General features: G+C 35.2%; 25 protein-coding genes and 2 pseudogenes. 15 read left to right on the top strand and 12 right to left on the bottom strand.

The features are described from left to right. Positions 1–49 precede the first annotated feature (49 nt). From NOX90_RS02835 to NOX90_RS02820, 4 genes are all read left to right on the top strand, one after another. Positions 50–1156, top strand: a complete 1107-nt coding sequence (locus NOX90_RS02835) for a hypothetical protein (RefSeq protein WP_375604437.1) — start codon at positions 50–52, stop codon at positions 1154–1156. A 107-nt stretch (positions 1157–1263) separates the two neighbouring features. Further along, the gene (lepA, locus tag NOX90_RS02830) at positions 1264–3060 is read left to right on the top strand and encodes a translation elongation factor 4 (protein ID WP_375604436.1); all 1797 of its coding nucleotides are present in this window, start codon (positions 1264–1266) and stop codon (positions 3058–3060) included. A 676-nt stretch (positions 3061–3736) separates the two neighbouring features. Then, complete coding sequence (locus NOX90_RS02825; protein ID WP_375603639.1) at positions 3737–4102, top strand: transposase; 366 nt, start codon at positions 3737–3739, stop codon at positions 4100–4102. Beyond that, complete coding sequence (locus tag NOX90_RS02820) at positions 4045–4503, top strand: transposase (RefSeq protein WP_375604575.1); 459 nt, start codon at positions 4045–4047, stop codon at positions 4501–4503. The genes NOX90_RS02825 and NOX90_RS02820 overlap by 58 nt, the downstream gene beginning before the upstream one ends. 15 nt (positions 4504–4518) lie before the next feature. On the opposite strand, the gene NOX90_RS02815 is transcribed toward NOX90_RS02820, so the two are convergent. Next, the gene (locus NOX90_RS02815) at positions 4519–5784 is read right to left on the bottom strand and encodes an MFS transporter (protein WP_375604435.1); all 1266 of its coding nucleotides are present in this window, start codon (positions 5782–5784) and stop codon (positions 4519–4521) included. 320 nt (positions 5785–6104) lie between these two features. Here NOX90_RS02815 and NOX90_RS02810 point away from each other — a divergent pair, with 320 nt between their 5' ends. Next, positions 6105–6347, top strand: a complete 243-nt coding sequence (locus tag NOX90_RS02810; protein ID WP_375603621.1) for a transposase — start codon at positions 6105–6107, stop codon at positions 6345–6347. A 64-nt stretch (positions 6348–6411) separates the two neighbouring features. Then, on the top strand, positions 6412–6870 hold the full coding sequence (locus tag NOX90_RS02805; protein ID WP_375604575.1) for a transposase: 459 nt from the start codon (positions 6412–6414) through the stop codon (positions 6868–6870). A 733-nt stretch (positions 6871–7603) separates the two neighbouring features. Here the strand turns inward: NOX90_RS02805 and NOX90_RS02800 are convergent. After that, positions 7604–8401, bottom strand: a complete 798-nt coding sequence (locus NOX90_RS02800; protein ID WP_375603745.1) for a YgfZ/GcvT domain-containing protein — start codon at positions 8399–8401, stop codon at positions 7604–7606. Positions 8402–8575: 174 nt separating this feature from the next. Between NOX90_RS02800 and NOX90_RS02795 the strand changes: the two genes are divergently transcribed. From NOX90_RS02795 to NOX90_RS02760, 8 genes and pseudogenes are all read left to right on the top strand, one after another. Then, complete coding sequence (locus NOX90_RS02795; protein WP_375603746.1) at positions 8576–8866, top strand: co-chaperone GroES; 291 nt, start codon at positions 8576–8578, stop codon at positions 8864–8866. A gap of 100 nt (positions 8867–8966) precedes the next feature. Beyond that, positions 8967–10616 (top strand): chaperonin GroEL, encoded by a 1650-nt coding sequence (gene groL, locus NOX90_RS02790; protein WP_375603747.1) that lies wholly within the window; start codon positions 8967–8969, stop codon positions 10614–10616. Between the two features lie 417 nt (positions 10617–11033). After that, positions 11034–11537 carry a protein-disulfide reductase DsbD domain-containing protein gene (locus NOX90_RS02785; RefSeq protein WP_375603748.1) on the top strand — a complete coding sequence of 168 codons (504 nt, stop codon included), beginning with the start codon at positions 11034–11036 and terminating at the stop codon, positions 11535–11537. 295 nt (positions 11538–11832) lie between these two features. After that, positions 11833–13166 (top strand): annotated as a pseudogene (locus tag NOX90_RS02780) (alanine/glycine:cation symporter family protein). 118 nt (positions 13167–13284) lie between these two features. Continuing rightward, a complete protein-coding gene (locus NOX90_RS02775) occupies positions 13285–13761 on the top strand; it encodes a hypothetical protein (protein ID WP_375604434.1) in 477 nt (158 codons plus the stop codon). A gap of 32 nt (positions 13762–13793) precedes the next feature. Continuing rightward, positions 13794–14141 (top strand): hypothetical protein, encoded by a 348-nt coding sequence (locus tag NOX90_RS02770; protein ID WP_375604433.1) that lies wholly within the window; start codon positions 13794–13796, stop codon positions 14139–14141. A gap of 12 nt (positions 14142–14153) precedes the next feature. Next, complete coding sequence (locus NOX90_RS02765; RefSeq protein ID WP_375604432.1) at positions 14154–14921, top strand: IS5 family transposase; 768 nt, start codon at positions 14154–14156, stop codon at positions 14919–14921. Between the two features lie 14 nt (positions 14922–14935). Beyond that, a pseudogene (locus tag NOX90_RS02760) lies at positions 14936–15144 on the top strand (IS66 family transposase); the annotation flags it as partial. A 100-nt stretch (positions 15145–15244) separates the two neighbouring features. Here NOX90_RS02760 and pstB read toward each other — a convergent pair. From pstB to NOX90_RS02725, 7 genes are all read right to left on the bottom strand, one after another. Continuing rightward, entirely contained in the window at positions 15245–16003 is a 759-nt protein-coding gene (pstB, locus tag NOX90_RS02755) for a phosphate ABC transporter ATP-binding protein PstB (RefSeq protein ID WP_375604431.1), read from the bottom strand. Then, complete coding sequence (gene dapB / locus NOX90_RS02750) at positions 16000–16794, bottom strand: 4-hydroxy-tetrahydrodipicolinate reductase (protein WP_375604430.1); 795 nt, start codon at positions 16792–16794, stop codon at positions 16000–16002. Before dapB ends, pstB begins: the two co-directional genes overlap by 4 nt. A 231-nt stretch (positions 16795–17025) precedes the next feature. Further along, positions 17026–17658 (bottom strand): Maf family nucleotide pyrophosphatase, encoded by a 633-nt coding sequence (locus tag NOX90_RS02745; protein ID WP_375604429.1) that lies wholly within the window; start codon positions 17656–17658, stop codon positions 17026–17028. After that, a complete protein-coding gene (gene infA, locus NOX90_RS02740; RefSeq protein ID WP_375604428.1) occupies positions 17636–17899 on the bottom strand; it encodes a translation initiation factor IF-1 in 264 nt (87 codons plus the stop codon). Before infA ends, NOX90_RS02745 begins: the two co-directional genes overlap by 23 nt. 175 nt (positions 17900–18074) lie before the next feature. Further along, positions 18075–18899, bottom strand: a complete 825-nt coding sequence (locus NOX90_RS02735; protein ID WP_375604427.1) for a hypothetical protein — start codon at positions 18897–18899, stop codon at positions 18075–18077. Further along, entirely contained in the window at positions 18896–19759 is an 864-nt protein-coding gene (locus NOX90_RS02730) for a hypothetical protein (protein WP_375604426.1), read from the bottom strand. Before NOX90_RS02730 ends, NOX90_RS02735 begins: the two co-directional genes overlap by 4 nt. 860 nt (positions 19760–20619) lie before the next feature. Beyond that, entirely contained in the window at positions 20620–21921 is a 1302-nt protein-coding gene (locus NOX90_RS02725; RefSeq protein ID WP_375604425.1) for an adenylosuccinate synthase, read from the bottom strand. A gap of 180 nt (positions 21922–22101) precedes the next feature. On the opposite strand from NOX90_RS02725, the gene NOX90_RS02720 reads away from it, so the two are divergent. Continuing rightward, the gene (locus tag NOX90_RS02720; RefSeq protein WP_375604424.1) at positions 22102–23229 is read left to right on the top strand and encodes a hypothetical protein; all 1128 of its coding nucleotides are present in this window, start codon (positions 22102–22104) and stop codon (positions 23227–23229) included. A 573-nt stretch (positions 23230–23802) separates the two neighbouring features. Here the strand turns inward: NOX90_RS02720 and NOX90_RS02715 are convergent. The 3 genes from NOX90_RS02715 to ccmC form a co-directional block, all read right to left on the bottom strand. Further along, complete coding sequence (locus NOX90_RS02715; protein WP_375604423.1) at positions 23803–24225, bottom strand: GNAT family N-acetyltransferase; 423 nt, start codon at positions 24223–24225, stop codon at positions 23803–23805. Beyond that, on the bottom strand, positions 24213–24941 hold the full coding sequence (locus tag NOX90_RS02710; RefSeq protein WP_375604422.1) for a GNAT family N-acetyltransferase: 729 nt from the start codon (positions 24939–24941) through the stop codon (positions 24213–24215). The genes NOX90_RS02715 and NOX90_RS02710 overlap by 13 nt, the downstream gene beginning before the upstream one ends. Before the next feature lie 26 nt (positions 24942–24967). Continuing rightward, positions 24968–25678, bottom strand: a complete 711-nt coding sequence (gene ccmC / locus NOX90_RS02705) for a heme ABC transporter permease CcmC (protein WP_375604421.1) — start codon at positions 25676–25678, stop codon at positions 24968–24970. Positions 25679–25785 lie beyond the last annotated feature (107 nt).

The following is a 25785-nucleotide window of genomic DNA, read 5'->3' as shown; positions in this document are numbered from 1 at the left end:
TCCTAATGTTTATGTATATAATATTAGATAATTTTGTGAGGGAAAGTGTATGATTTTGACAAAACTTCAAGATATTGAGAAAAAAATAGGGCAATCAATACAGAACAAGTCGATAATAAAATTGCCTATGTATGGTAATCTAGTTGAAGATATTAAAGAAAGTCTGGAGCTAATTAGAAAGGGTGACGATCAAAAAGAAGAAATAATAAAAGAGCTTAAGGATATCTACAAAAGGCTTAAAGGAGTATATGAAATTATTCAAAGTGATTGTTGGGATAGCTTTAGACATTCTTTAAGCAATAGTGAGTCTTTGAGTGACAAGTATAATATTAAAACAGCTTATGAAAACTTAAGCGCAGTGGTAGAGGTTTTGGGGCTACTTTATAATGACGATTTGTGTAAACCAATTATTGATAGTGATAAAAATATATCACTTAATGACATTACATCACTTCAGAAGAAAATGAAAGAAGCGCTAGAAAAAATGCAACAGCAACAAAGTGCAACGAACCAAGGTCAAGGTGATGATGTAAACGAATATCACGACAATGCTAATGAAAACGAATACTGTGAATTAGAGAAAAAAGCCAATGCAGAATTCGGTAAATATATAGAAAATGGTGCTATTGATTCAACATCAATAACAAAAACTCAAAGCGGTAATCTTTATGCAGCAATTACACTACAAGATAATAATAATAAAAACACGAGTATTAAAATAAGTGAGTTTTTAAATAGTAAATTCTGTACAGAAAACAACATTGCTGGTTTCTCAATAAATAGTAGTCAGAAAGAAGTTATAAAAGGCTACAGAGATGATAAAGGAGTAAGGTACTATGATTTAGGTACCACAGCTCAATATGGAATAAAGGTTGATTGGTATGTAGGTGAAAGAGAATGTAGCATTACATTAAGTGCTAATAGCGATGGCAGTATTAAAATAGTGGGTGATAAACCAGCTGATGGAGATTTGGAAAAAAATAAAGATGTAAGGATTAAAGTTAATGACGAGTACTTGAGTCTTGCTGATGCAGTAAAGAGATGCAAACAGAATAATGATCTGCAGGAGCATGAAGATTCGAGTAAAGTGAGTAGCAAATTTGACCAATCATTAGTTAGTCAGGTTATGGAACGCATCAGTAGTCGTAAAGCCTAATGCATTATTTTCTTATAGAAGAAAGAAGTTCCTATATACATAAATAATTGCCCTCACAACACTTAAAATGTAAAATAGTTTTACTAATTAAGTATAGTAGGCCATAAATGAACAACATAAGGAATTTCGCAATAATAGCGCATATAGACCACGGTAAGTCAACGCTTGCTGACCGTTTAATAGAGGAATGTAACGGCCTTGAAGCAAGAGAAATGATCAATCAAATACTCGATTCAATGGATATAGAGCGTGAACGTGGCATTACAATTAAAGCACAGACGGTAAAACTCAATTATACGGCAAATGACGGTAATCAATATTGCCTAAATCTCATGGACACCCCAGGTCACGTTGACTTTTCTTACGAGGTAAGTCGAAGCTTAGCAGCGTGCGAAGGTTCACTTTTAGTAGTAGATAGTAGCCAGGGCGTTGAAGCACAAACCCTTGCAAATGTATATAAAGCTATTGACAACAACCATGAAATAATAGTTGTGCTCAATAAAGTTGATCTTCCTGCTGCAGATCCAGAAGGGGTAAAACTCCAGGTTGAGGAAATAATTGGTATTGACGCAAGTGAGTCAGTTTTAATATCAGCAAAAACTGGACTTGGAATAAAAGATGTACTTGAAGCAATAGTGGCAAAACTTCCAGCTCCTCAAGGTGATGTAAATGCTCCATTGCAAGCAATTTTAGTTGATAGTTGGTATGACACTTATTTGGGAGTAGTAATTTTAGTACGAATTAAAAATGGAGTGCTAAAAAAAGGCATGAGAATTGTTATGATGTCTAATAATGCTACATATCAGATAGACAATATCGGTATTTTCACCCCTAAAAAAGTTATGAAGAGTGAGCTTTCAGCGGGTGAAGTTGGTTTTATAACTGCTTCAATGAAGGAAGTAGCAGACTGCAAGGTAGGGGACACTATCACTGAGGAAAAGAGACCTTGTAGTGAAGCACTTCCTGGATTTAAAGAAGTGCATCCTGTGGTATTTTGTAGCATTTTCCCTCACAAAACGGATGATTTTAAATATTTAAGGGAAGCTCTAGAAAAGTTACATTTAAATGATGCAAGTTTTACCTTCGAGGCTGAAACTTCAAATGCACTAGGCTATGGATTTCGTTGTGGATTTTTGGGAATGTTGCATCTTGAAGTTATTCAAGAAAGGCTCGAGAGAGAATTTGATTTAGACTTAACAGCAACTGCACCGAGTGTTATATATAGGGTTACAACACGAAGTGGTGAAGTTTTGAATATTCATAACCCAAGTGATATGCCAGATCCAACGAAAATTGAAATTGTGGAAGAACCATGGATTACCGCAACCATAATGGTCCCTGACCAATACTTGGGAGAGATTCTATCTCTATGTGAAGAAAGAAGGGGAGAACAGGAGGATTTATCTTACATTGGTAACACAACAACAGCATTATTAAGATATAAATTACCACTGTCTGAAGTTGTTTTTGACTTTTATGATCGATTAAAATCAATTTCCAAAGGATATGCAAGTTTGGATTGGGAAATTTCCAGTTATCAGGAAAGCCAAATAGATAAATTAAGCTTTTTAATTAATGGAGAGCCCGTAGATGCACTGGCTTGTATTGTTCATAAAAGTAGGGCAGAAAAAAGGGGGCGTGAAATATGTGCACGCTTGAAGGATCTAATACCACGTCAGCAATACAAAATCGCGATTCAAGCGGCAGTGGGCGGAAAAATTATTGCCAGAGAAACGATTAACCCATACAGAAAAGATGTAACAGCTAAACTCTATGGTGGGGATGTAACGCGAAGAATGAAACTACTTGAAAAGCAAAAGAAAGGTAAAAAAAGGTTACATTCTATAGGGAACGTAAATATTCCACAGAATGCTTTTATTCAAGCTTTGAAGATAAGTGATTGATCTTAAAAGACTTCTTGCATAGTTTTTGGCAACAACCGTTAGAAACGAAAAAACTTGCTTGACAAACTCCGCCAGCTCCCTTATCATGAAACTGAAGCTATTGTATTTGCTTTCGCCAATCTGCAGATTAAAAGGTAAGGATTACTTAATGTATCGGCGTCTTATGTTCAATTTTTTGCAGTATATAGATACTGTATGTCTTTACAAAACTTCATCTACATCTAGGTTTTTATCTAAATAAGCTGAACGCGCTTATAAAGCGTTACAAGACATCAAAAAATGCCAATACTCGACAGAGATAGTAAAAGACTAGCTAACTCGGGGATTCTTTGTCTTTTTTTCTGCTTAGTAAATTTCTTAAACATTTGCAGCGTAAGTTAGTTGCAATTAAAAGCGGCTGAATCTCGCTTGTCAAGCGTTTAAAACATAAAAAACGCCAATATTTTAAAGCAGATAATAACCCCAGGGCTTCTTTTGCCTTTTTTTTCGTTTGGTAAATTTTTTAATATTTATACGGAAGGTAGTGCGTGACACTTCTGGGCACTGGGATGACACCGAAGGGGCTACTTGCATGACACCCTTTCCCGGTCTATCAAATCACATAAGAGAAAACTAAGAGCATGTCTTCAAACTAAGTAGAAAGGAGTTAAGAAGTGTGTTATAAGATATATTTTAAATGTACCCAAGCGATATAAGTGACAAAGAATGGAAGATGATAGAGCAATATTTTGAACCTAAAAAGACCGGCAGACCAAGAAAACACAGTATCAGAACGATTATCGATGCAATAAGGTATGTGATGAGAACAGGCTGTCAATGGAGACAACTACCTAAGAATTTTCCACCATGGAAAACCGTGTATAGTTGTAATTCGCGTTTAAAAAAAAGTGGAATATGGCAAGAAATTCATGATTTTCTAGTTAAAAAACTAAGAAAGATAATTGGTAAGAATGAAACTCCATCAGTAGGAATAATTGACAGTCAATCAGTAAAAACCACTCAAAAAGGGGATCCAGAGGATATGATGCTGGCAAGAAAGTAAAGGGTAGAAAACGCCACATCGTTGTAGATACTCTAGGTCTTGTAATTGCTGCTGAAGTACACAGTGCAAGCATTCAAGATCGTGATGGTGCACTAAATCTTTTTGTTCAAGCCAAATGCAAAGCTCCAACATTACGTAAGTTTTTTGCTGATCAAGGATATACAGGTAAATTGCAAAACCGCTGTTTATTGGAAACTGGATGTTTGTTGACGATTACCAAGAAAGTAGTTGATACAGGATTTCAGGTTATTCCTAAACGTTGGATTGTTGAGAGAACCTTTGCTTGGCTCTCCAATTTTAGACGTATGAGTAAGGATTATGAGCATTCTCCTCTCACTTCAAAAAATAACATCTTTTTTAATATGATCACTATTATGCTTCACAAATTAGCTCATTCTTGAGTTTGAAGACATGCTCTAAGACCAATCAAATTTTTTATCTTGCGGCTTTATTTGCAATATTGCTACCACACTGATCAATAAGCAAAAGACTACATAAAGCCCAGCGGCAAAGTTTACTTGAGGAAATGTTATAGTAAACCAAGTGCATATCATAGGAGTAAATCCTCCATGTAACGCATAAGAGATGTTACGTGATAAACTCACTCCACTAAATCTAACATTGGTAGGAAAAAGTTCAGCAGCAACTATTCCTATAGGATTTATACCCCTTTCTATTATAGAAAGAGCCATTACACTCAGCATAATTATAAGATAACTTTTATAGTAGTATGCAATAGATAACATAGGACAACATATTACCATTGTGATCACTATAAATAAGATTGCAGTGCGTTCTCTTCCTACTTTATCAGCTAAAATTCCAAGCGCTATTGAAAATATCGGCATTAATATACTGGTTATAATGAGCACAATTTCATTGACATATGTTGTTACATATGTCTCAACCGACACTATTTCTTTTGCAATTGTTCGAAGAAATATGGTAAATCCAACAGCAACATTAACAGGTATAGATATTAAAATAGCAAGTATCAGGGCTCTCTTGTAGCGTTTTATAAGCTCTATTATTGGCAAATCAGATAAATTCCTTTGTTTTCGATTTTCTTCATATGCTGGAGTTTCTCCTAATGTGTATACACTATATGCGCTGATTAACCCCAAAACAAATGAAAAAGTAAACGGCAGCCTCCAACCCCAAGTGTTAAAGTCAGTGTTTTTTTTGCAGATGATCACTGCAATCACAGAGAGCAAGATGCCAATGGAGCGACCAAAACTTATTATTCCAAAAAACATTCCTAGTTTTTTCTGATTAGGTAAATGTTCTATGAGATAAACAGAACTGCCTCCTTGTTCAGCGCCAAGCGCAATCCCTTGTGTCACATGGATTGCAAGAAGCAATATAGTAGAAGTTATACCTATTTTACTATAATTTGGAATAAACGCAACGAGACTAGACGGAATCGATATTAGCAAGATAGCGATTGTTAATGCCATTCTCCTTCCATACCTGTCACCAATGTGACCAAATATGAATGCGCCAAGTGGCCTTACTATAGCACCCAGTCCTGCAATTCCAAACAATTGCAGTATGCTGTAGTAAACATCTTTTGCATAACAAAACTCTCTACTAATTATGTTAACCAGATCGATAAAGAGCATATGGTCATACCATATTGCGATTCTGCAGAGAATAGCTGATATCAACACCCTTGTTTGCACTAAATTTTATTTGTAAATGTTTGCTTATTTCATTGTGGCTGCTTTTTGGGATTTTGCAACCTAAGGTGTGGGGTTAACTTTTTTATTATGGTGTGTGATAATTGCAGTGTTATTAAGTTTAGTGGTAAAGTTATAATAGATATAGCCTATTTAGCAGCACTTATAGCAACAGCTATAATAAAAATAGCAGAGTAATACTTTGTGCTATAACGTGTATAAGCATTTTCTTTATGTTATTTAAGGGAATTAAAAAACTCTGAGAGCATGTCTTCAAACTAAGTAGAAAGGAGTTAAGAAGTGTGTTATAAGATATATTTTAAATGTACCCAAGCGATATAAGTGACAAAGAATGGAAGATGATAGAGCAATATTTTGAACCTAAAAAGACCGGCAGACCAAGAAAACACAGTATCAGAACGATTATCGATGCAATAAGGTATGTGATGAGAACAGGCTGTCAATGGAGACAACTACCTAAGAATTTTCCACCATGGAAAACCGTGTATAGTTGTAATTCGCGTTTAAAAAAAGTGGAATATGGCAAGAAATTCATGATTTTCTAGTTAAAAAACTAAGAAAGATAATTGGTAAGAATGAAACTCCATCAGTAGGAATAATTGACAGTCAATCAGTAAAAACCACTCAAAAAGGGGATCCAGAGGATATGATGCTGGCAAGAAAGTAAAGGGTAGAAAACGCCACATCGTTGTAGATACTCTAGGTCTTGTAATTGCTGCTGAAGTACACAGTGCAAGCATTCAAGATCGTGATGGTGCACTAAATCTTTTTGTTCAAGCCAAATGCAAAGCTCCAACATTACGTAAGTTTTTTGCTGATCAAGGATATACAGGTAAATTGCAAAACCGCTGTTTATTGGAAACTGGATGTTTGTTGACGATTACCAAGAAAGTAGTTGATACAGGATTTCAGGTTATTCCTAAACGTTGGATTGTTGAGAGAACCTTTGCTTGGCTCTCCAATTTTAGACGTATGAGTAAGGATTATGAGCATTCTCCTCTCACTTCAAAAAATAACATCTTTTTTAATATGATCACTATTATGCTTCACAAATTAGCTCATTCTTGAGTTTGAAGACATGCTCTAAAAGGTTTACCACATTTTTACTCTATGATTATCTTTTTAGATCACCTTGTCTACCTTATTCTGCCACTCCGCTGAACGATACTAGATCCCAGTGTCACGCACTGGGATGACATGGTGAGGCGTCATCCAAGTAACTGACACTGGTTCCTTTATGACGGCAGTGCCCAGACACTGGTTTCCATCCAAGAGGGCAGTGCCCCTCTTGTCATCCCAGTACTCCTTTTTTGTCATCCCAGTGCGTGACACTGGTTCACTTTATGATGGTGTCATCCCAGTACTGATTAGCTATAAAATTTAAGAAAATATTTAAGAAATTTACCAAATAAAAAAAAGGCAAAAGAAGCCCTAGTCATTGTCTATTTTCAGTATTGGCGTTTTTTAAGTCTTAAATACTGCAATTTAGCTGCTTTTAAATGCAACTAACCTAAATTATAAACGTTAAGAAATTTACTGAGCGAAAAAAAAGACAAAAAAACCCCAGGGTAGCTAGTATTCAAGCTCTCCCTTGTCTGTCTTTTACTGTCTTAAACAGCGCATTTCGGCTTGTATAGCTAAATGAGGTGCACATAGTGCAAAAAATTAAGCATGATTTACGCCAAATACATTAAGTTTTTTTGTCATTAATCCACTGCAGAGATTGCGAAGATAAATAAATAGCTTCAGTTTCATGATAAGGGAACTGGCAAAATGTGTCAAGTAAGTTTTTCATTTCTCCTTAAGACTTCAACGTCTTAACGCACCTGACTCCACCAGCATATAAATTTGCGTGACTCTTTCCAGTATTAAGCAATGCAAGTCCAATGTTGTCTACACTAGAGCGCAGTTCCCCTATTTCCTCATTGTTTTCATTTGTCATTTTAGTGCCAATATCTGGAAGTGCGTTATCTCCCTCAACAAGGTAAAGTTTTCTTCTGAATATTTCTTGTCTGCTCATTCGATTTACGACTTCCTGACCTATATAACACCCCTTATTAAAGCTTATGCCGTTGATTAAAAATTGCAGCGGAAATGATGAATTCTGCACCATATCTTTCGCTCCATCTGGAACGAGATTTTGAATTCTAACTTTTTCATACTGAGTAAAATCCCCAACCGGCTCTTTCATTTCATCTTTATGTATGATCCTCATTCCTAGCAGCTTGTGCCTTGGATCTTGAAAAATAACTTGTGACTTACTACTACACTCCGCCAACTTAGTATTAAATAAAACCCCAACCTTATACAGTGCGCTAACGTCTTTAATTTTCACCCTCAAATAAGTTTTAAGTAAATCTAGTCTCTCCATTATTTGCTGCAAGTGTATGTTTTCGCATTCCAAGAAGGTGTATTTACCATATTCAATAAGAAAAAAATCATATAGATATTTCCCTTGAGGGCTAAGTAATAAAGAGTAAATGGCTTTTTGGCTATCCAACTTATTAATATCATTGGTTATAATACCCTGCAGAAAATCTCTAGTGTCAGGCCCATATAGCACTATCACACCACGACTTAAGAATGGTATATAACTCATAAAATCTCTATAAATAAATCTAAATTCTATTATATAACATTAGGCTCTTTATAGAAACTGCTTTTGGCGTACATATTTTATATGGTGTGCATATTTTACAAACTCCAGCTCTTGAAATCTAACTTACGAGTATATATATAAAGTTATAGGTTAATTTATTGGAAGGAAAAGCAAATGTCAAATGTAAATTTAAATGTATTAGATGATAGCGTGCTGATCAAGCCTATTAGCGAGGAAAAGCAAAGTGCAATTATGCTTCCATCAAGTGCTGAAAAGAAACCTACTAAAGGTGAAGTTATAGTAACTGGTGAAGGTTCACGCAACTCAAACGGTGAACGCGTAGCTTTAACTGTAAAGGTTGGTGATAAAGTGTTCTATCGTCAATGGGCTGGCACAGAAATAGAACATAATGACGAAAAGCTTATCGTGATGAAGGAGTCCGATATACTTGCTGTCATTAAGTAGCAGTCTTTATTTTACTAAACTAAAACAAAGCACGATACAGTGCATTGTAAGTGATTTTATTGTAGTTTTCTAAATTTTTTATTAATAAGGGGTGATAAAAATGACTAATGTAGTAGTATCAGGTGAGCAGTTGCAAGAAGCTTTTCGTGAAGTTGCAGCAATAGTGGATTCAACGGTGGCAATAACTGCGGGACCTAGGGGAAAAACAGTAGGGATTAATAAACCCTATGGTGCACCGGAAATCACAAAAGACGGTTATAAGGTAATGAAGGGTATCAAGCCTGAAAAACCACTAAATGCTGCAATAGCAAGCATCTTTGCCCAAAGTTGTTCTCAATGTAACGACAAAGTTGGTGATGGTACAACAACGTGCTCAATACTAACTAGCAATATGATAATGGAAGCTTCAAAGTCAATTGTTGCTGGAACCGATCGTGTTGGTATTAAAAACGGAATACAGAAGGCAAAAGATGTAATATTAAAGGAAATTACGTCAATGTCTCGTACAATTTCTCTGGAGAAAATGGATGAAGTAGCGCAAGTTGCGATAATCTCTGCAAATGGTGATAAGGATATAGGTAACAGTATTGCTGATTCCGTGAAAAAAGTTGGAAAAGAGGGTGTAATAACTGTTGAAGAAAGTAAAGGTTCAAAAGAGTTAGAAGTTGAGCTGACTACTGGCATGCAATTTGATCGCGGTTATCTCTCTCCGTATTTTATTACAAATAATGAAAAAATGATCGTGGAGCTTGATAATCCTTATTTATTAATTACAGAGAAAAAATTAAATATTATTCAACCTTTACTTCCTATTCTTGAAGCTGTTGTTAAATCTGGTAAACCTTTAGTTATTATTGCAGAGGATATCGAAGGTGAAGCATTAAGCACTTTAGTTATCAATAAATTGCGTGGTGGTTTAAAAGTTGCTGCAGTAAAAGCTCCAGGTTTTGGTGACAGAAGAAAGGAGATGCTCGAAGACATAGCACCTTTGACTGGTGCTAAGTACGTCATAAAAGATGAACTTGGAATCAAGATGGAAGATCTGACACTTGATGATCTTGGTACTGCTAAAAATGTTAAAATTACTAAAGATAATACCACAGTTATCAGCGAAAATAGCGATTCTGACAGTGTGAAAGCTAGAATCGAGCAGATCAAATCTCAAATTGAAACTTCAACTTCTGATTATGATAAAGAAAAGCTAAGAGAACGTTTAGCGAAATTATCAGGTGGTGTTGCTGTGCTAAAAGTTGGTGGAGCAACTGAAGTGGAAGTTAAAGAACGTAGAGATAGAGTTGAAGATGCGCTGCATGCAACAAGAGCTGCAATTGAAGAAGGCATAGTTCCAGGTGGTGGAGTTGCACTTCTTTATGCTTCATCTGTTCTCGACAAATTAAAAGGTGCAAGTGACGAAGAGCAAATAGGCATAAACATTATCAAGAAAGTTCTCAGTGCTCCAATTAGAAGGTTAGTTAAAAATGCTGGTCTTGAGTCTGCTGTTATAATTGACCATTTGATTAAGCAGAATGATAAAGAGCTTATATACAACGTTGAGGCTATGAATTATGCTAATGCATTTACAGCTGGTGTGATCGATCCAGCAAAAGTGGTGCGCATTGCTTTTGAAACAGCGATATCTGTTGCGAGTGTACTGATTACTACTGAATCTATGATAGTTGATGTACCAAGCAAAGAAAATGCTTCATCTCCTATGGGCGCAGGAGAAATGAGTGGCATGGGTGGATTCTAAGTAGAGTGAAACCGTGGAGCAATTGCTCCACGGTAGTTCCAAAAAATCTCACATTTTACTATTCGTTAAAGGTAATACGTTTGGTGCAGAAAGGCACTACTGGTCTTATTCTCCGCATCCGTTTCACTCCTTTATATTGTGGTTGCCTATAGCTAACCCAAGAAAACGTCATACCGCCGCGATATCTCGGCATAGATTCTGCTAACTAGTAGCGGAATGACGGTTTTTCAAATTGTTGGTAAATCTAAGTCAGTTTAGCTATATGTGTTTTCCACAATGACTTATTCTTTTCACCCATTTATATTACAGTTGTATATATTAGAATAATGCTATGTTAATAAATAATCTATATAATACTATTAAATATAATAATTAAAATCTAAATCACTTTCTCTATAAAAGGAGAAATTTACCTTAATGAAAATATATATATATTTAATATTGTTTTTATTTTTTTCTTGCGCTCAACTATATGCTGACGAGGAAATTGCAAAATTTGATTTGCTTGTTGGCGAGATAAATGAAGCAAGCCTCACTCTTAAAGGTGCAATAAAGGTTACAGTAGAACCAGGATGGCACATATATTATAAAGATTCTGGAGATTTTGGCCTTCCCACGTCTATTAGTTACAAAGGTAATGCATCAGATATAAATATTCACTGGCCTATTCCAAAGGAGCATAAAGATAAAGTAGGGAGAGAGACGTTTGTAAGTAACGTATATGAGGATATGGTATTATTTCCCTTTAAGATGAATATATTTTTAAATCAAGGGTATATTGACCTTAACTTTCATATAAAGTATGCGATATGTAAAGATAGGTGTATCCCTAAAAATGCTGAGATAAAAACCAGGCAACCACTAAAGGATTTTATAGATTCTGATATCAGTAACCTCATAAATGAGTGGTATGAAAAATAGAGTTCTCATGGGGTAAGTGTCATTCCAGTGCGTGACACTGGAATCTCATTTACTTTTTTGTTCACTATACGAGGAACTTGGGCCTACAAGTATAATGGTTTCGCATAAAAAATTTAGATCCCAGTGTCACGCACTGGGATGACAAGAAAGGGGTGCTAGGATGACAGAAAGGGGTGCTAGAATGACAGAAAGGGGTGCTAGAATGACGGAAACGAAGTCATACATAGAAAATAGGTTAGGTATTTTCAACTTTTGTATGTATACTTAAATCAAAACACTCACTTTTAGTATGTAAATGGATATAGTAAAGTTTGTTTTATTACTGCCAACAATATTACTCATGCTAGTTGCTGGTGTTTACCTATCGATTAAACTAAAATGGCTACAGGTATTGAGATTACCATACGCCCTTTCACTCCTTGGAGCTAAAAAAGGAGAAAATAAATTTTCTTCTATAGCCGCTCTGTTTACAATTTTAGGGGGAAATTTAGGAGTAGGAAATATTTCAGGAACTGCTGTTGCTCTAAAAACCGGGGGACCGGGCTCTATTTTATGGATGGCAATAATTATTGTTATCACTTCTGTGATAAAATATGTCACTTGTTATCTAAGTATAAAAACCAGAAAGGAAAAGAACGAACGGTTTATAGGTGGCCCTGTAGCCTACATGGCTGATGCGTTTAACTCTAGAAAGGCCACAATTGTCTTTCTAGTTATCATGATGATGGTTTCAATAACAGTTGGTAACCTTGTTCAGGTAAATTCTCTATCAATACCACTTAATATGATAGATGTACCTGTAGTTGTTGGTGGCATTGTAATGGCCATAATATTTTTTGTTGTTGCAGCTCTCAGCTTAAAAAAATTAAAATTTTTATATCGGCTATGATACCGATAATGACGGTAAGTTACCTCATACTTTGCGGTATCATATTATTTAAATTTAGTGAAAATATTCTTCCTTCTCTAAAACTAATAACAAGCAATTTTTTTACAACTAGTAGCTTTAACTCTGGTTTATCTTTAGGTTTGATTTTAGAAATGTTGACTATTATTCAAGTCGGAACTTTGCGAGGTATTTTTGCAACAGATATAGGGCTTGGTCTTGAAGGAATCGTACATTCTTCAATTGTTCCTAAGAAAAATAATAATAAATTTATTATTGAGCAGAGTCTAATTACGATAATATCGCCTTTTATAGTTGCGTTTATAGTGTTTATTACAACAATGGTACTGCTTGTCACAGATTCTTGGAGGACTGATTTAGAGAGCACTAACATGTGCATATTTGCTTTTAGACAGGCAATGAATTGGCCTTATATTGACTATTTAATTATGGCCATAATGTTTTGTTTTGCTTTTACTACTATTTTTACTTGGTTTTTTTGCTCAAAACAGACAATACGCTATGTGTCTATGGATAATAAATACACTAAAATCTGGATTGTAATTTTTACCTTGATTATTCCGCTTGGTGCGATAGGTAAAGTTCAATTGCTATGGGATGTTGCTGATATTTCGATCGCCGCTTTGTTGTTTATCAACATACTCGCCATACTCAAACTAACTTCTCAAGATCCAGAAGTGTTTACTATGAGTGATAGATATTTGAAATTAGGTGCCAACTAAAAGTTGCCATTTGAGTAACAACACAACCTCCTTAATAAAAATTCAACCAATGCTCGTGATAATTATATTAGCTAGTATTAGCTAGAACTAAAGGCAGAGGGTTATTAGTGAGGGGTATATGAACACTAACGATACACAACAAGAACACATTTATAACGAGCGCATTCAAGAAATTTTTCCTTTATTTGATAAAATAAAAAAGGAAGACGACCCAATTTATAATGCTAGAGTTGATTTTAACACAGTAAAGTTTTTAACAAAACACGCCAACTGGAATTGGGACGAAGAAGAAAACAAAAATAAAGCATATGGAGTTATTCTTCAGGAATGCGACAAGACAAAGAAAGCTGGACAAGACCTTGAAAGTGAAGTTAAAGAAAGGTTGAAAGAGTATGTTGATGATGTTGCAGGAGTTTCAATATACGGTAATCACGCAATTATTACGCTGGGAGACAACAAAAAAGAGTTTAAAATCAGCGAATTTTTAAATAGTGATTTTTGTGAGAAGAATGGAATCTCGGGATTTTCAACATTGCATAGTGATGGAAAGAGCGGAATGCATGGTTTTGTTGCCGAGGAAGAAGGGAAAAAATAAGACATTATGTCGTAACCGATGGTTCATATGAAATGACTCTGAAATGGTATGCGAAAGGGGAAGAATGCAAGATCAAAATTAAGATTGATGCTAACGGTGTAGAACTTGTTAAAGGTGATGATTTTTCTCTAGAACGGTTAGAAGCGAATCAAGATGTAAAAATAGGTGGTTTATTCTTGCATGAAATAGAATTCAGGGAAAAAGGAAAAGTGAATGAGGTGCAACATAATAAAGACAGTAACGAGCTATCATCTGAAACTACAACAAGAATTGATGTTAATAGAGATGTTAGCGTTCAAGCTGCTCATATGAATCGAGAAGTTGGGTCTAAAGAGCATGTCTTCAAACTAAGTAGAAAGGAGTTAAGAAGTGTGTTATAAGATATATTTTAAATGTACCCAAGCGATATAAGTGACAAAGAATGGAAGATGATAGAGCAATATTTTGAACCTAAAAAGACCGGCAGACCAAGAAAACACAGTATCAGAACGATTATCGATGCAATAAGGTATGTGATGAGAACAGGCTGTCAATGGAGACAACTACCTAAGAATTTTCCACCATGGAAAACCGTGTATAGTTGTAATTCGCGTTTAAAAAAAAGTGGAATATGGCAAGAAATTCATGATTTTCTAGTTAAAAAACTAAGAAAGATAATTGGTAAGAATGAAACTCCATCAGTAGGAATAATTGACAGTCAATCAGTAAAAACCACTCAAAAAGGGGATCCANGAGGATATGATGCTGGCAAGAAAGTAAAGGGTAGAAAACGCCACATCGTTGTAGATACTCTAGGTCTTGTAATTGCTGCTGAAGTACACAGTGCAAGCATTCAAGATCGTGATGGTGCACTAAATCTTTTTGTTCAAGCCAAATGCAAAGCTCCAACATTACGTAAGTTTTTTGCTGATCAAGGATATACAGGTAAATTGCAAAACCGCTGTTTATTGGAAACTGGATGTTTGTTGACGATTACCAAGAAAGTAGTTGATACAGGATTTCAGGTTATTCCTAAACGTTGGATTGTTGAGAGAACCTTTGCTTGGCTCTCCAATTTTAGACGTATGAGTAAGGATTATGAGCATTCTCCTCTCACTTCAAAAAATAACATCTTTTTTAATATGATCACTATTATGCTTCACAAATTAGCTCATTCTTGAGTTTGAAGACATGCTCTGAAAGAATGATGTGGAATTTTTTAGATGACCCAGCCGCTGACAAACAACCATGCTGAACGGCAAATTCGGCATTATGTCGTTTACCGCAAAAATTCGTATTTTACACAATCAGAACTAGGAAACACATTCCTCGAACGGATAATTTCATTATACTTAACTTGGAAACAAAAGGCCTTTCCAAAACCTCTTATCTATTGTCTCTTAAACCACTCTGCTGAACGGATACCTTTTTTGAACATTCCCACGACAGATACAGCATACGGATACATTTTTTAAGGTAGCCAAGCTATTTTGATTGCAGAAACCTAATGATCCAGGATATACTCCTTTGTTAAGGGAGATTGAGCATTTTCGAATATTTCTTGAGTGCTTCCAGACTCAACAATTCTGCCATTATGAAAGAAAATTACACTATCAGATAACTTTTTAGCTTGCTTCATTGAATGAGTCACCATAATTATAGTAAATCTTAATTTCAGCTCTTGTATAAGATTTTCGATTGCATTGGTTGCCTTTGGATCAAGAGCAGAGCACGGTTCATCCATTAATAAAATAGTTGGCTTCACTGCAATTGCGCGAGCGATGCATAGCCTCTGTTGTTGGCCACCGGATAAATTGAGTGCGCTATCCTGCAATCTGTCCTTCAATTCTTCCCATAAACCAACCTTGGTTAAACTATTTTCCACCATCTCATTCAATTTTTGCTTATCCTTCGCCATACCATGCAATTTTGGCCCATAAGCAACATTATTATATATTGATTTTGGAAAAGGATTTGGCTTTTGAAATACCATGCCAACTTTTGCTCTGAGTAGCACAACATCCATATCGCGTGAATATATATCACCCAGCCCATCGATATCTAATTCACCAACAATTTTGCATCCAGGTACATAATCATTCATACGATTAAAACAACGCAAAAATGTTGATTTACCGCACCCGGATGGTCCGATAAAAGTAGTAACTTTTCTTTTATAAATATTCAAATTTATATCGAATAAAACTTGCTTAGAGCCGTACCAGAGATTTAAATCTTTAACAGAGGCACGTGTATCGCTCATATCACATCCTGCATTGAATAGAGCCCCGGAATTTCTCTTTTATTTTCGTATAGCCATACTGCTGCTTGAACAGCTCCTCTAGCAAATGTTGTGCGATCAATTGCTTTGTGGTTTAGTTCTATCCGTTCATCAGAATTAACAAACATCACGCTGTGATCTCCTATTACTCCACCTCCACGAGATACTGCAAAACCTATTCCCCCCTTTTTCCTTATGTTTGAACCACTATGTAAATATTGATTGGACTGAAAATCCACTTTTGAAGCGTTAGCAATTGTTTTACCAAGTTCTATAGCTGTTCCAGATGGTGAATCCTTTTTTAAGTTATGGTGCATTTCCAAAATTTCAGCGTCATATTCATTACCTAAAAGCTCAGCAGCTTTTTTTACCAGTTTCAGCAACACATTAACTCCAACACTCATATTTGCTGACCATAATATTGGAACTTCAGCAGTATATTCTTTCAAATCGACACCTTCTATTCCAGTTGTGCCACTAACCAGCGGTGTTTTAAATTTTACAGCTGCTTTAAGGCAGTCTAACATACATTCTTTAGTTGTAAAATCTATTACAACGTCAGATGACTCAAATATGCCACTAATAGAACTTGTAACTTTAGTTTCTAGATTGGAACTGTAGCCTATAATTGGTCCAATATCTAAGCCTATGTACTTACTGCCCGAACGGGCAACAGCACCTGCTATTTCCACTTTGGTATTTGTAATTAATTCATTGAGTATTTTCTTGCCCATTCTGCCTAAGCAGCCTATTACTCCAATTCTGATCTTCATAAAGCTTTTTGTATTATATTAGGCCCTTTTTTAGGCTTTGTCACTTCTGATCCATATTCTACAGCTAAGGTTTACCTATAATTCAAAATGAATACACATCTTATTGAGCTCTATATTACGTCAGTAAGGTACAAATTTTCCTCAAAAAACTCACCTCAACCTGGTCAAAATTTTCCTTAAAAGACAAATACAGAAAAACAAGAATATAAACTTTGAGTGCACTAAATTTGCTCATTTTCCCTTAACTTGACGCACATGCTTTTTTGAACATTCCCAATTGAGGTTAAAATAATTGCTTAGCAAATAATAGGTTTCATGTAATGGTAACCCTATAACGGAAGAGTAGGAGCCGCGTAAGAACAATACGAACATTCCAGCAAGGCCTTGTATATTGCATCCCCCTGCCCTATTTTTCCACTCTTCTGATGCTAAATAATACTTAATTTCTTGTTCACTGAGACGTTTAAATTTCACTATTGTAACCACAGTTCTAATATGCTGTTTAGATTGATCGGGAGTTAATAGACACACACTGGTGTATACTCTATGCCTTCTTCCTGATAACAAGCGGATGCATTTTTCTGCTTGCTCAACGTTTTCAGCTTTAAGCAATACTCTTCTACCACAAGCAACAACTGTATCAACACCAAGCACAAAGTAATTTGGATTTGAACTTTGTATTTTCTCAGCTTTACTTTTTGCCATACGGATTGAGTAATCCTTCGGAAGTTCCTTTTTTAAAGGAGTTTCGTCTATATCTGCTGGCAAAACTAAGCCTGGCTCAATATTTATTTGTTTTAGTAAAGCTATACGCCTTTTCGATGATGAAGCAAGAATAAGATTATTTAGAGATCGTTCTGTCACTTGTACCCTTAAGCCTTCTAGTGATCCGACCTTTTNNCGCATTTCTATCGTAAATGCTCATCTCAACTAACACCCTATCCCCTATAATGATGCGTATTTTACTTCTTCTCACTTTCCCTGATACATGACAGATAATCTCATGTTCATTGTCTAGTTTTACTCTAAATTCTGCTGCAGGTAGTAAAGCAGTTACTGCCCCTTCCACTTCAAAAATTGTTTTCGATTTCTCGTCTTTTATCATATGTTATATTATAATTTAATAATCTTTTTCAGTCTACTATAGATTTTAAATTATTATCAACACAAAAGACCTTTTGCGCCCCACTTAAGTTGCAACTTAACCCCAATCATCTTCACAATAATGCTTTTGAACCTGCATTTTTCACTTTCTCCAACCTAACCGAGCTTTATGGCAATCAATTTCTAACAGAGAGAAGGCGAGTTACTTCCTTTCTGTCCTCGGTAGGACTTACGGACTTTATAACTAGAACTGAACTACAATCACCACAGTTCTCCTCATTGTTATCAAATCCACTATCAACGCTTAAAGATCTGGATAATTTTCTCTTCTTTGGTGGAACATTATCAGGTTCATTAGAAACATTCCCCGTCAGCTTATGCTTCATTGAAGTCAATTTGTTTACAATAAGCTCTTTCGTTTCTACTCGACTTAAGTGTTCTGTTATATTACTGCACGGTTTATCTACCGTTTCACCTATTATTTTTGACAATTTATCAAGCATTTCTACCAATTCATCACCCCCTTCATTTTCTTTTTCTAATAATAAATAATATTGTTTGTACGCTTCCTTCTCACGCTTTAGCTCGTTTTTTAACTCTTCAACTTCCCATTTTAGTCCGCTTATCTCTTGTTCATAAGATTCCTGCCGTACCTCATATCCCTGATCTAATTTTCTTAGCTGATCCTTCAAGCACTTTTCCCTTTGGTATTTTTCAACCATTATCTGTTCCACATATTCTCGTGCTTGATTTAGCTCTTTTTCCAAACTCTCCTTTTCTGCATTAACAATTTTCAGCTTTGCCTCTAGCTCTCTTTTTTCTTCATACACACTTTTAAATTCTTCCTCCTTTCTCTCCAGGTTTTCTTTGAACTCCTTGCACATTGCATTTATTTCTACCTCGAATCCTCGCTCCTTTTTTTCAAGTTTATCTTTTAACTCACTAGTCTGTTTTTCTAATGCTTCAATTCTTTGCTCAGCTTCTGTAAGTTCCTGATTCACTTCTTTTTTTCTACTTCAGCACTTTTTAACTTATTGGTTAATTCTTGGATTGCCTCTTCCGAGCATGATAATTCTTTTTGCAGATCTAATACTTGTTTTGAAAGCTGTTCTTGGTTTCCATTCATCTTCTTATTCAATTGTTCTAAAGAGTCACGCTTGTCCTCTAAATTAGAATTTTCTTCCCGCACATGATTTAGTTCTTTTTTCGATTCCGTTAATTCACTTTTTAACTCTTCCTCCTCTGCATTGACAACTTTCAGCTCGTGCACTTTCTCTCGCAGCTCTGCTAACGCGCTTGTTGACTCTTCATCTTTTTGTGCCAGTTCAGTTTGTAATCTCGTGTTTTTTTGCTCTTCTTTTTCAAACCTGTTCCGTAAATCGCTATTCTGCCTCTCTAACTTTTCAATTGTCTGCTTAGCTTTTTCAGACTCACTTTGTAAATCGCTATTTTGTTTCTCCAACTCTACAATTGTCTGCTTAGCTCTTCCAAGCTCGTTTTGTAAATCGGTTATTTGTTGTGAGTTAATTTCTGTTTGGATTCCAATGTGTTGTGAAGCAACTTCTGGTTGAGTTTCAGTGTGCTGTAAATTGACTTCTGTTTGAATTAATGCATTGCTATTAATAGAAGGAGGAGGAGGAAGGCTATTGTCAGCATCAACTTTAGGATCTAATTTCTCCTCTGGTTCTTTGTCTTGATAGGCCACTATAGATTCATTTTGCAAATTATTATTAGCAGCAGGTATAACATCAAGCGGTGCCATAGCCTTACCCTTTTCTAGTACAGCATCATATAAGGAAAGACCTTGAATGTATAATTCATCATTTTGCTTTATTAATTCTAAGATCTCCTCCGATAGCACAAAATCTTTATCATTAAANNTTTTAGTATTTCAGTTATGCCATTGCTACTTATATTCATAATCATAGTACAAATTGAAACATTCCCGAACTCATCCTTTACAGGCCAAGTGCTTGTCATTTCATAATCTGCGCCCTCTTTAAATTTATAATGTCTTTTCTTACCTTCTCGATGAGCGTGTATTTCATGTTTTTTATTGCAATAGATATTCAGCTCTTTAATATCTTTCTCTTGCTGTAAAATATCACTAATCCTGATTGGTTCACTCTTATCGTAATGAATAAGGTTAATATTCAAAACTCTATCAGCGTTGTTAATTTTTGTATAGTAAGCTTGAAGCTTTACTCCCTTCTTAAAATACTTACTTGCAGTTTTTTTCCCNTGCTCTGCCAACTCTATACATTTATCTATATCTTCCTTAAAGCTCTTACCGGCAGATTCTGTTGCTGCTTTATCTATACAAATTTGTTTAAAATCCTCGTCATCTGTTAAGAGACTTAACAGATGACGAAATTCCCACTCATCTTGATCTCTTAGAGCAGCGAAGTTGCTTTTCTCTTTCAGCTTTGCTAAGAACAACTCTTTTTTCTGCGTCAAAACATCCACTAGCATAACACACCTCCTTCACTACATTCATATTATACTAATTAGTATAATATATTTTTTAAAAACAATCAGGCTATTAAAGTTCGTTCTACACCAACTTTTATGATTAACTTAGCTGTGTTAAAAATAACTGCAAATGTTGAGCTTGATTTTTTGCCTCTCATTGTACACTACTCACTATAAGTTTACAATAATATCTTATATGATATACTTAGTATTCGAAGTTATGCAAGTATTTTTTTTATTGGATAAAAGTTAATAAGATACAAAGACGTTTTCAGAAATCTTTAAGCTTNNAATAACATCCTCTCTCTTTGGACTAGTTGAGATTAGATGAATTGGTACACCTATTAATTTTTCTAACCTGTCTATATATTTTATTAAATTGATAGGTAATGCTTCAATCGACCTTTTCCCTTGAGTGTTTTCTTTCCAGCCAGGAAACTCTTCATATATTGGCTCTAATTCCTCTTGTATTGAATGTGATGCGGGTAAATAATCATACATTTTTCCGCTATACTTGTAACCAGTGCATATTTTAATTGTATCAAAAGAATCAAGAACATCTAATTTGGTTAATACAACACTTGAAACTCCAGAGAGTTGAATAGCCTGGCACACTAAAACTGCATCAAACCATCCGCAGCGCCTTCTTCTATTGCTCACTGTTCCAAGTTCCTTGCCTATAGTAAATAAGCTATCCCCCACTTCGTTCTTTTGCTCAGTAGGGAATGGACCATTGCCCACTCTGGTTGTATAAGCTTTTGCCACACCAATAATGTGAGCATTGGAGGCTAATCCTGAGCCTGTTATTGCTTGCGACGCTACAGTATTACTTGAAGTAACAAAAGGGTAAGTTCCGTGGTCAATATCTAAAAATGTGCCTTGGGCGCCTTCAAATATTATTTTCTTACCTTCTTTCATAAAGTCATTTAATATCTTCCACACAGGTTTTTTATATGAAAGAATTTTTTCTGAAATCTCTTGAATTTCCTTTAATATTTCTTCTTTTTTAACCACCTGGTAGTTAAGGCCTTTCCTGATAGCATTATGGTAATTCAAAAGAGTATCCACCCTTTTATTGAGCTCATCTGCGTTTTCTAAGTCACAAAGGCGTATAGCTCTCCTTCCAACTTTATCTTCATAACATGGTCCTATCCCTTTATTTGTTGTACCAATTTTGCGATTTCCGTTTAAGTCTTCAAATAGCTTTTCCTTGTCCTTATGTACGCTAAGTATTAATGGACAGCTCTCGGATACCATCAAGTTGTTATAGTTTATGTCCACTCCTTTAACTTTCAATGACTCTATTTCTGAGACTAGAGCATGCGAATCAAGAGCAACACCGTTTCCTATAATAGATATTTTGCCTGGCCTCAAAACAGCAGAGGGCAGTAAATTTAATTTATAAACCTCATCATCTATTACTATAGTGTGCCCTGCATTGTTTCCTCCCTGAAATCTCACAACTGCATCTGCATTTTCAGAAAGATAATCTACCATTTTACCCTTGCCTTCGTCACCCCATTGCAGACCAACAATTACAATATTATTCATCATTATTTTCTAGATTAATACATAAATATTAATGCAGTACGCTACAAATGGAAAGAGAAATCTACGCCTTTCCTACACCTCTTAAATAAAGAAATATACTATCGATTTTTTTAATATATTATCAAATTATTCATCATTATATGATACAACTTACAGCATATTTATAGTAAGGTGTTAATTATGAAAGAGGCAAAGAAGAGTCCAGTAGTTAGATTAAAGACCACAGCTAAAGAATTCAATTTTAGTAAATTAAGAGCAAATCAAGATAATAAATTAGCGAATTCCGGTGAAACAATGTTCTTAGATTTTCAAAGGATGAATTTTATTATTAACGGAAAAGAAATAGATAAAAATCTTCTTGTTACACTGAGAGAAGGAGCTCAGGATTACAAAAGCGAGCTTTTCAGTAAAAAAGACGACATCTATAATCCTGAGAGCGAAAAAAAGAGAGAAATAGATACAGATCAGGGCAGAGCCTTTGTTGACTCAGTGTTGAAAGAGCTTAATCAGAATAGATTACCTGAAATTTGGGAAAACCACTGCAATAATCCCGACATTGCTGATCATCAAAAAACCGATACATACAAAAAAGAATTTGAGAGATTTTACAATGTAGGAAAGGAACATAATTACTTACTACTAAAGAAGGGAGAAAAAAATTATCGTCCATTTGTAAAGGAAGTTTTTAAAGAAATGTTTAAATATGCTGAAGCAGAAGTTCCAAGTGATGCTATTTTAGAAGAGCTAGTCACCAATTGTAATCAAGCAGGGTATGAGGCTGCTCCATTTATACAAACCCAACTTGCACTTGGACAGTCGTTCATAGTAGAAAATCCTAAAAAAGTAATAAACATTGATTGTGCTAACCAAAATAATGTGAGAATTAGATCTGATATGAGGCTACCAATACTCTCTGTTAAAAATCAAGTTATGCATGGCGATAAGATATGTAATCTGTCTAGTTCATTGGAATTTACAATTGAATCTCACAATGGTGAAGACTTTGTAACATACAGAGATGGTAAATTGTCACTTACTATTCCTGAAGAGTTGAAAAACTATAAAGATAATGGCAAGAGCTTGTTTGACATTATTAAAGAATATTTTCAGAAATTCTGTGCAAAATTAGGATTTAAATCTGAGACAAGAATACAAATAGAGCGTAACTTCGGTGCTCAAAGTAATTATTTAGATGGTACAATATCAACCACAGGATCAGATGCAAATGAAGAATTTATCAATCTTTTAAGCGAAAATCTCAGAGAGAGGTTCTTGGGGTTAAGACTTGCTCTAGAAGATGGATGTTAATGATCTTGTTGAGGTCAGATTATCTACAGTTATGGATCTATTGAGTGATTATGCTAAATTGGAAGATAATAAAGAAAACAGAGAGTTATTAATAAGTGAAGTAGCAGATAATTTATGGCTTTCCTTTCAAGGTAAAACAGCATCAGAAGTATTGAAAGAGTTTGATGATGAAATGTTAATGCATACAGAAGGCATAGATAATAACATAGGTCAACATGTAATGGAATTAGGCTCTTTACCTTCTTTGATAAAAGGTCAGGTTAATCATAATCAAGTGCAGTTTGTTGTAAATATTTTTACCAATTTAATCATTGAAGGAAAAAGAGAAGTATACGNNAAAAAAAGTGCGATTAATGCAATTGATGCAATTCATCAGAAGGTAGATAAGGCAATTGTTGAGCAAGAAAAAAGAGCAACCAACAAACAAGATATAGAAAATGATAAATGGACAGATAAAATAAAAGAACAGAGATTATCTGTGGAATCACATGAACACTTACATTAAAGATACTAGTAGGCTCTTTAAATATTTTAGAGTTCATGGTTACAACAGTTGCTATTTTACAGTGCATCTCACAACACTTTCTTCAAAAACATGCATGTCGCTCCATCAACATACCCTGAACGTACAAGATCACACTCATACCCAAGTTTTTCATAAAATGCTCTTGCTCTTTGAAAATTCATGGTTGCAACAGTTGCTATTTTGCAGTGCACTTTTCGACCATAATCATGAACTTCTTCCATTAGCTGCTTTCCCATACCTTTTCTTCTATAATCAGAATGTACCCAAAGTAGATCAGTATAAATTGATCCATATATCACAGAACCACTACAGCCTGCAATAATTTGTTCAGTATCATCGCGAATAAAAAAAGCAAATGGGTTACACGTACCTTTATCAGCGGTTTCTTCATTGATTTTTCTAGACAAATATTCAATGTCTTTACTATTTGGAGATATAGTGTGGTCAATTTTCACCTTTAGCTCCTCCATTCAAAGCACTCAAATTGACCAAATGTAAGAAATCCCAAGCGTTCATAGATTCGATATCCTGAGTCACTTGATGCAGAGAGAGTTGCGTACCTTGTACCGATTTTTCTAGCAGTATCCATAAGGTGGATCATCATTTCAGTGCCNACATACCCAAGCCCTCTTTTATTTTCCTCTGTTACCAAGCTAAAAATACTGGCTGTGTCACCAGAAATGAAAAGAATAGCAATTACAACGGGAATATCGTTTTCATATCCAACAAACAATTTTTCTTGTTGATTTAGTAGTGGTTCTGTGAGCTTTTCGTAAAAGCTACGTGCCGTTGTATCATATGTTTCAAGAACTTTGATAAAATGCTCAAGTCGATCTCGATTCAATACCTGATCTATTTTGATGAGTTGATTGGCGCTACTTTCAAAATTAGTTAGATCACATAACATAGCACGTTCTTCAGTTTCGGTGATGAAGCCGTGCTCCAGCAATTTTCTGCTTAATATTTTTGACTCAATCATCCACCATGCAAAGGGCTGACCTTCAAATTCGTTTACAATATTTTGAACTTTTTCTGTATAGCAGTTACCACAAACGATATTAAACATTGAAGATCCAAGTCCACAGTTAATTATCGTAAGATTCTGGTCTGTTTTTACATTAAAACCTGCAGCTTCAGGCAGGTATCTGAAGTGAACGAAGGTATTTTGCTTAATTTTCTCTAGCATATTCTTCTATAAAATTGCAAGATCATCTAATACCGCACACTAATTTCTCTCTTTATCTTATATAAATTAATTAAGTAAAGCGAATACAGTATCCACACTACTAAAAAAAATGTGGCATAAAACATAAACATTACAATGAGTGGCAGCAGTAAAGAACTTTCTATTGCTATTCCACCTTTTCTCAAAATGCTTGCAGGCTGGTGGAGAGTAGACCATAAATTCACAGAAAATTTTACTACGGGAATATTTATAGCACTAAAAATGGCAAATACTGCTGCTGATTTTTCTGCTCTCGCTTCATTATCAAAAGCGCTCCACAATGAAAGGTAGCCAACATATAGGAAAAATAAAATCAGCATTGAAGTAAGCCTTGCATCCCATACCCACCAAGTGCCCCAGGTTCCTTTTCCCCAGATGCTACCTGTGATTAAGCATATTGCAGAAAAGACTGTTCCTGCAGGAGCAGCAGCATGTGCCAAGACACTAGCAACGCTATTGTTCCACACTAATGAAATGAAACTGAGTGATGCAATGAGTCCATATATTCCAAGAGCAAGCCATGCAGAAGGCACATGAATGTACATAATTCGTACAATTTCTCCTTGTTTATAATCCTCTGGGGAGAAGAATAATGCCAAAAACATTCCAACTAAAAAACATGCGAAACAAATAACCCCAAGCCAAGGTAGAGCTTTCTTAGAAAAAGAAGAGAAATTTGTAGGCTTTAATAAAAACATTCGTTTTGAGAATAATTGTGTTAAGAATTTACCAATTAGTTTGAGTTTTATCAACTGAGTAATTTTCAATGGACGAAAGACTTGTTAAAGTATATAATATTATTTTA

This window comes from Wolbachia endosymbiont of Anurida maritima, from assembly GCF_042182995.1.
GTDB lineage: Bacteria > Pseudomonadota > Alphaproteobacteria > Rickettsiales > Anaplasmataceae > Wolbachia.
Note: the sequence above shows the minus strand (reverse complement) of the source record. Positions and strands in the feature narration are given on the sequence as shown.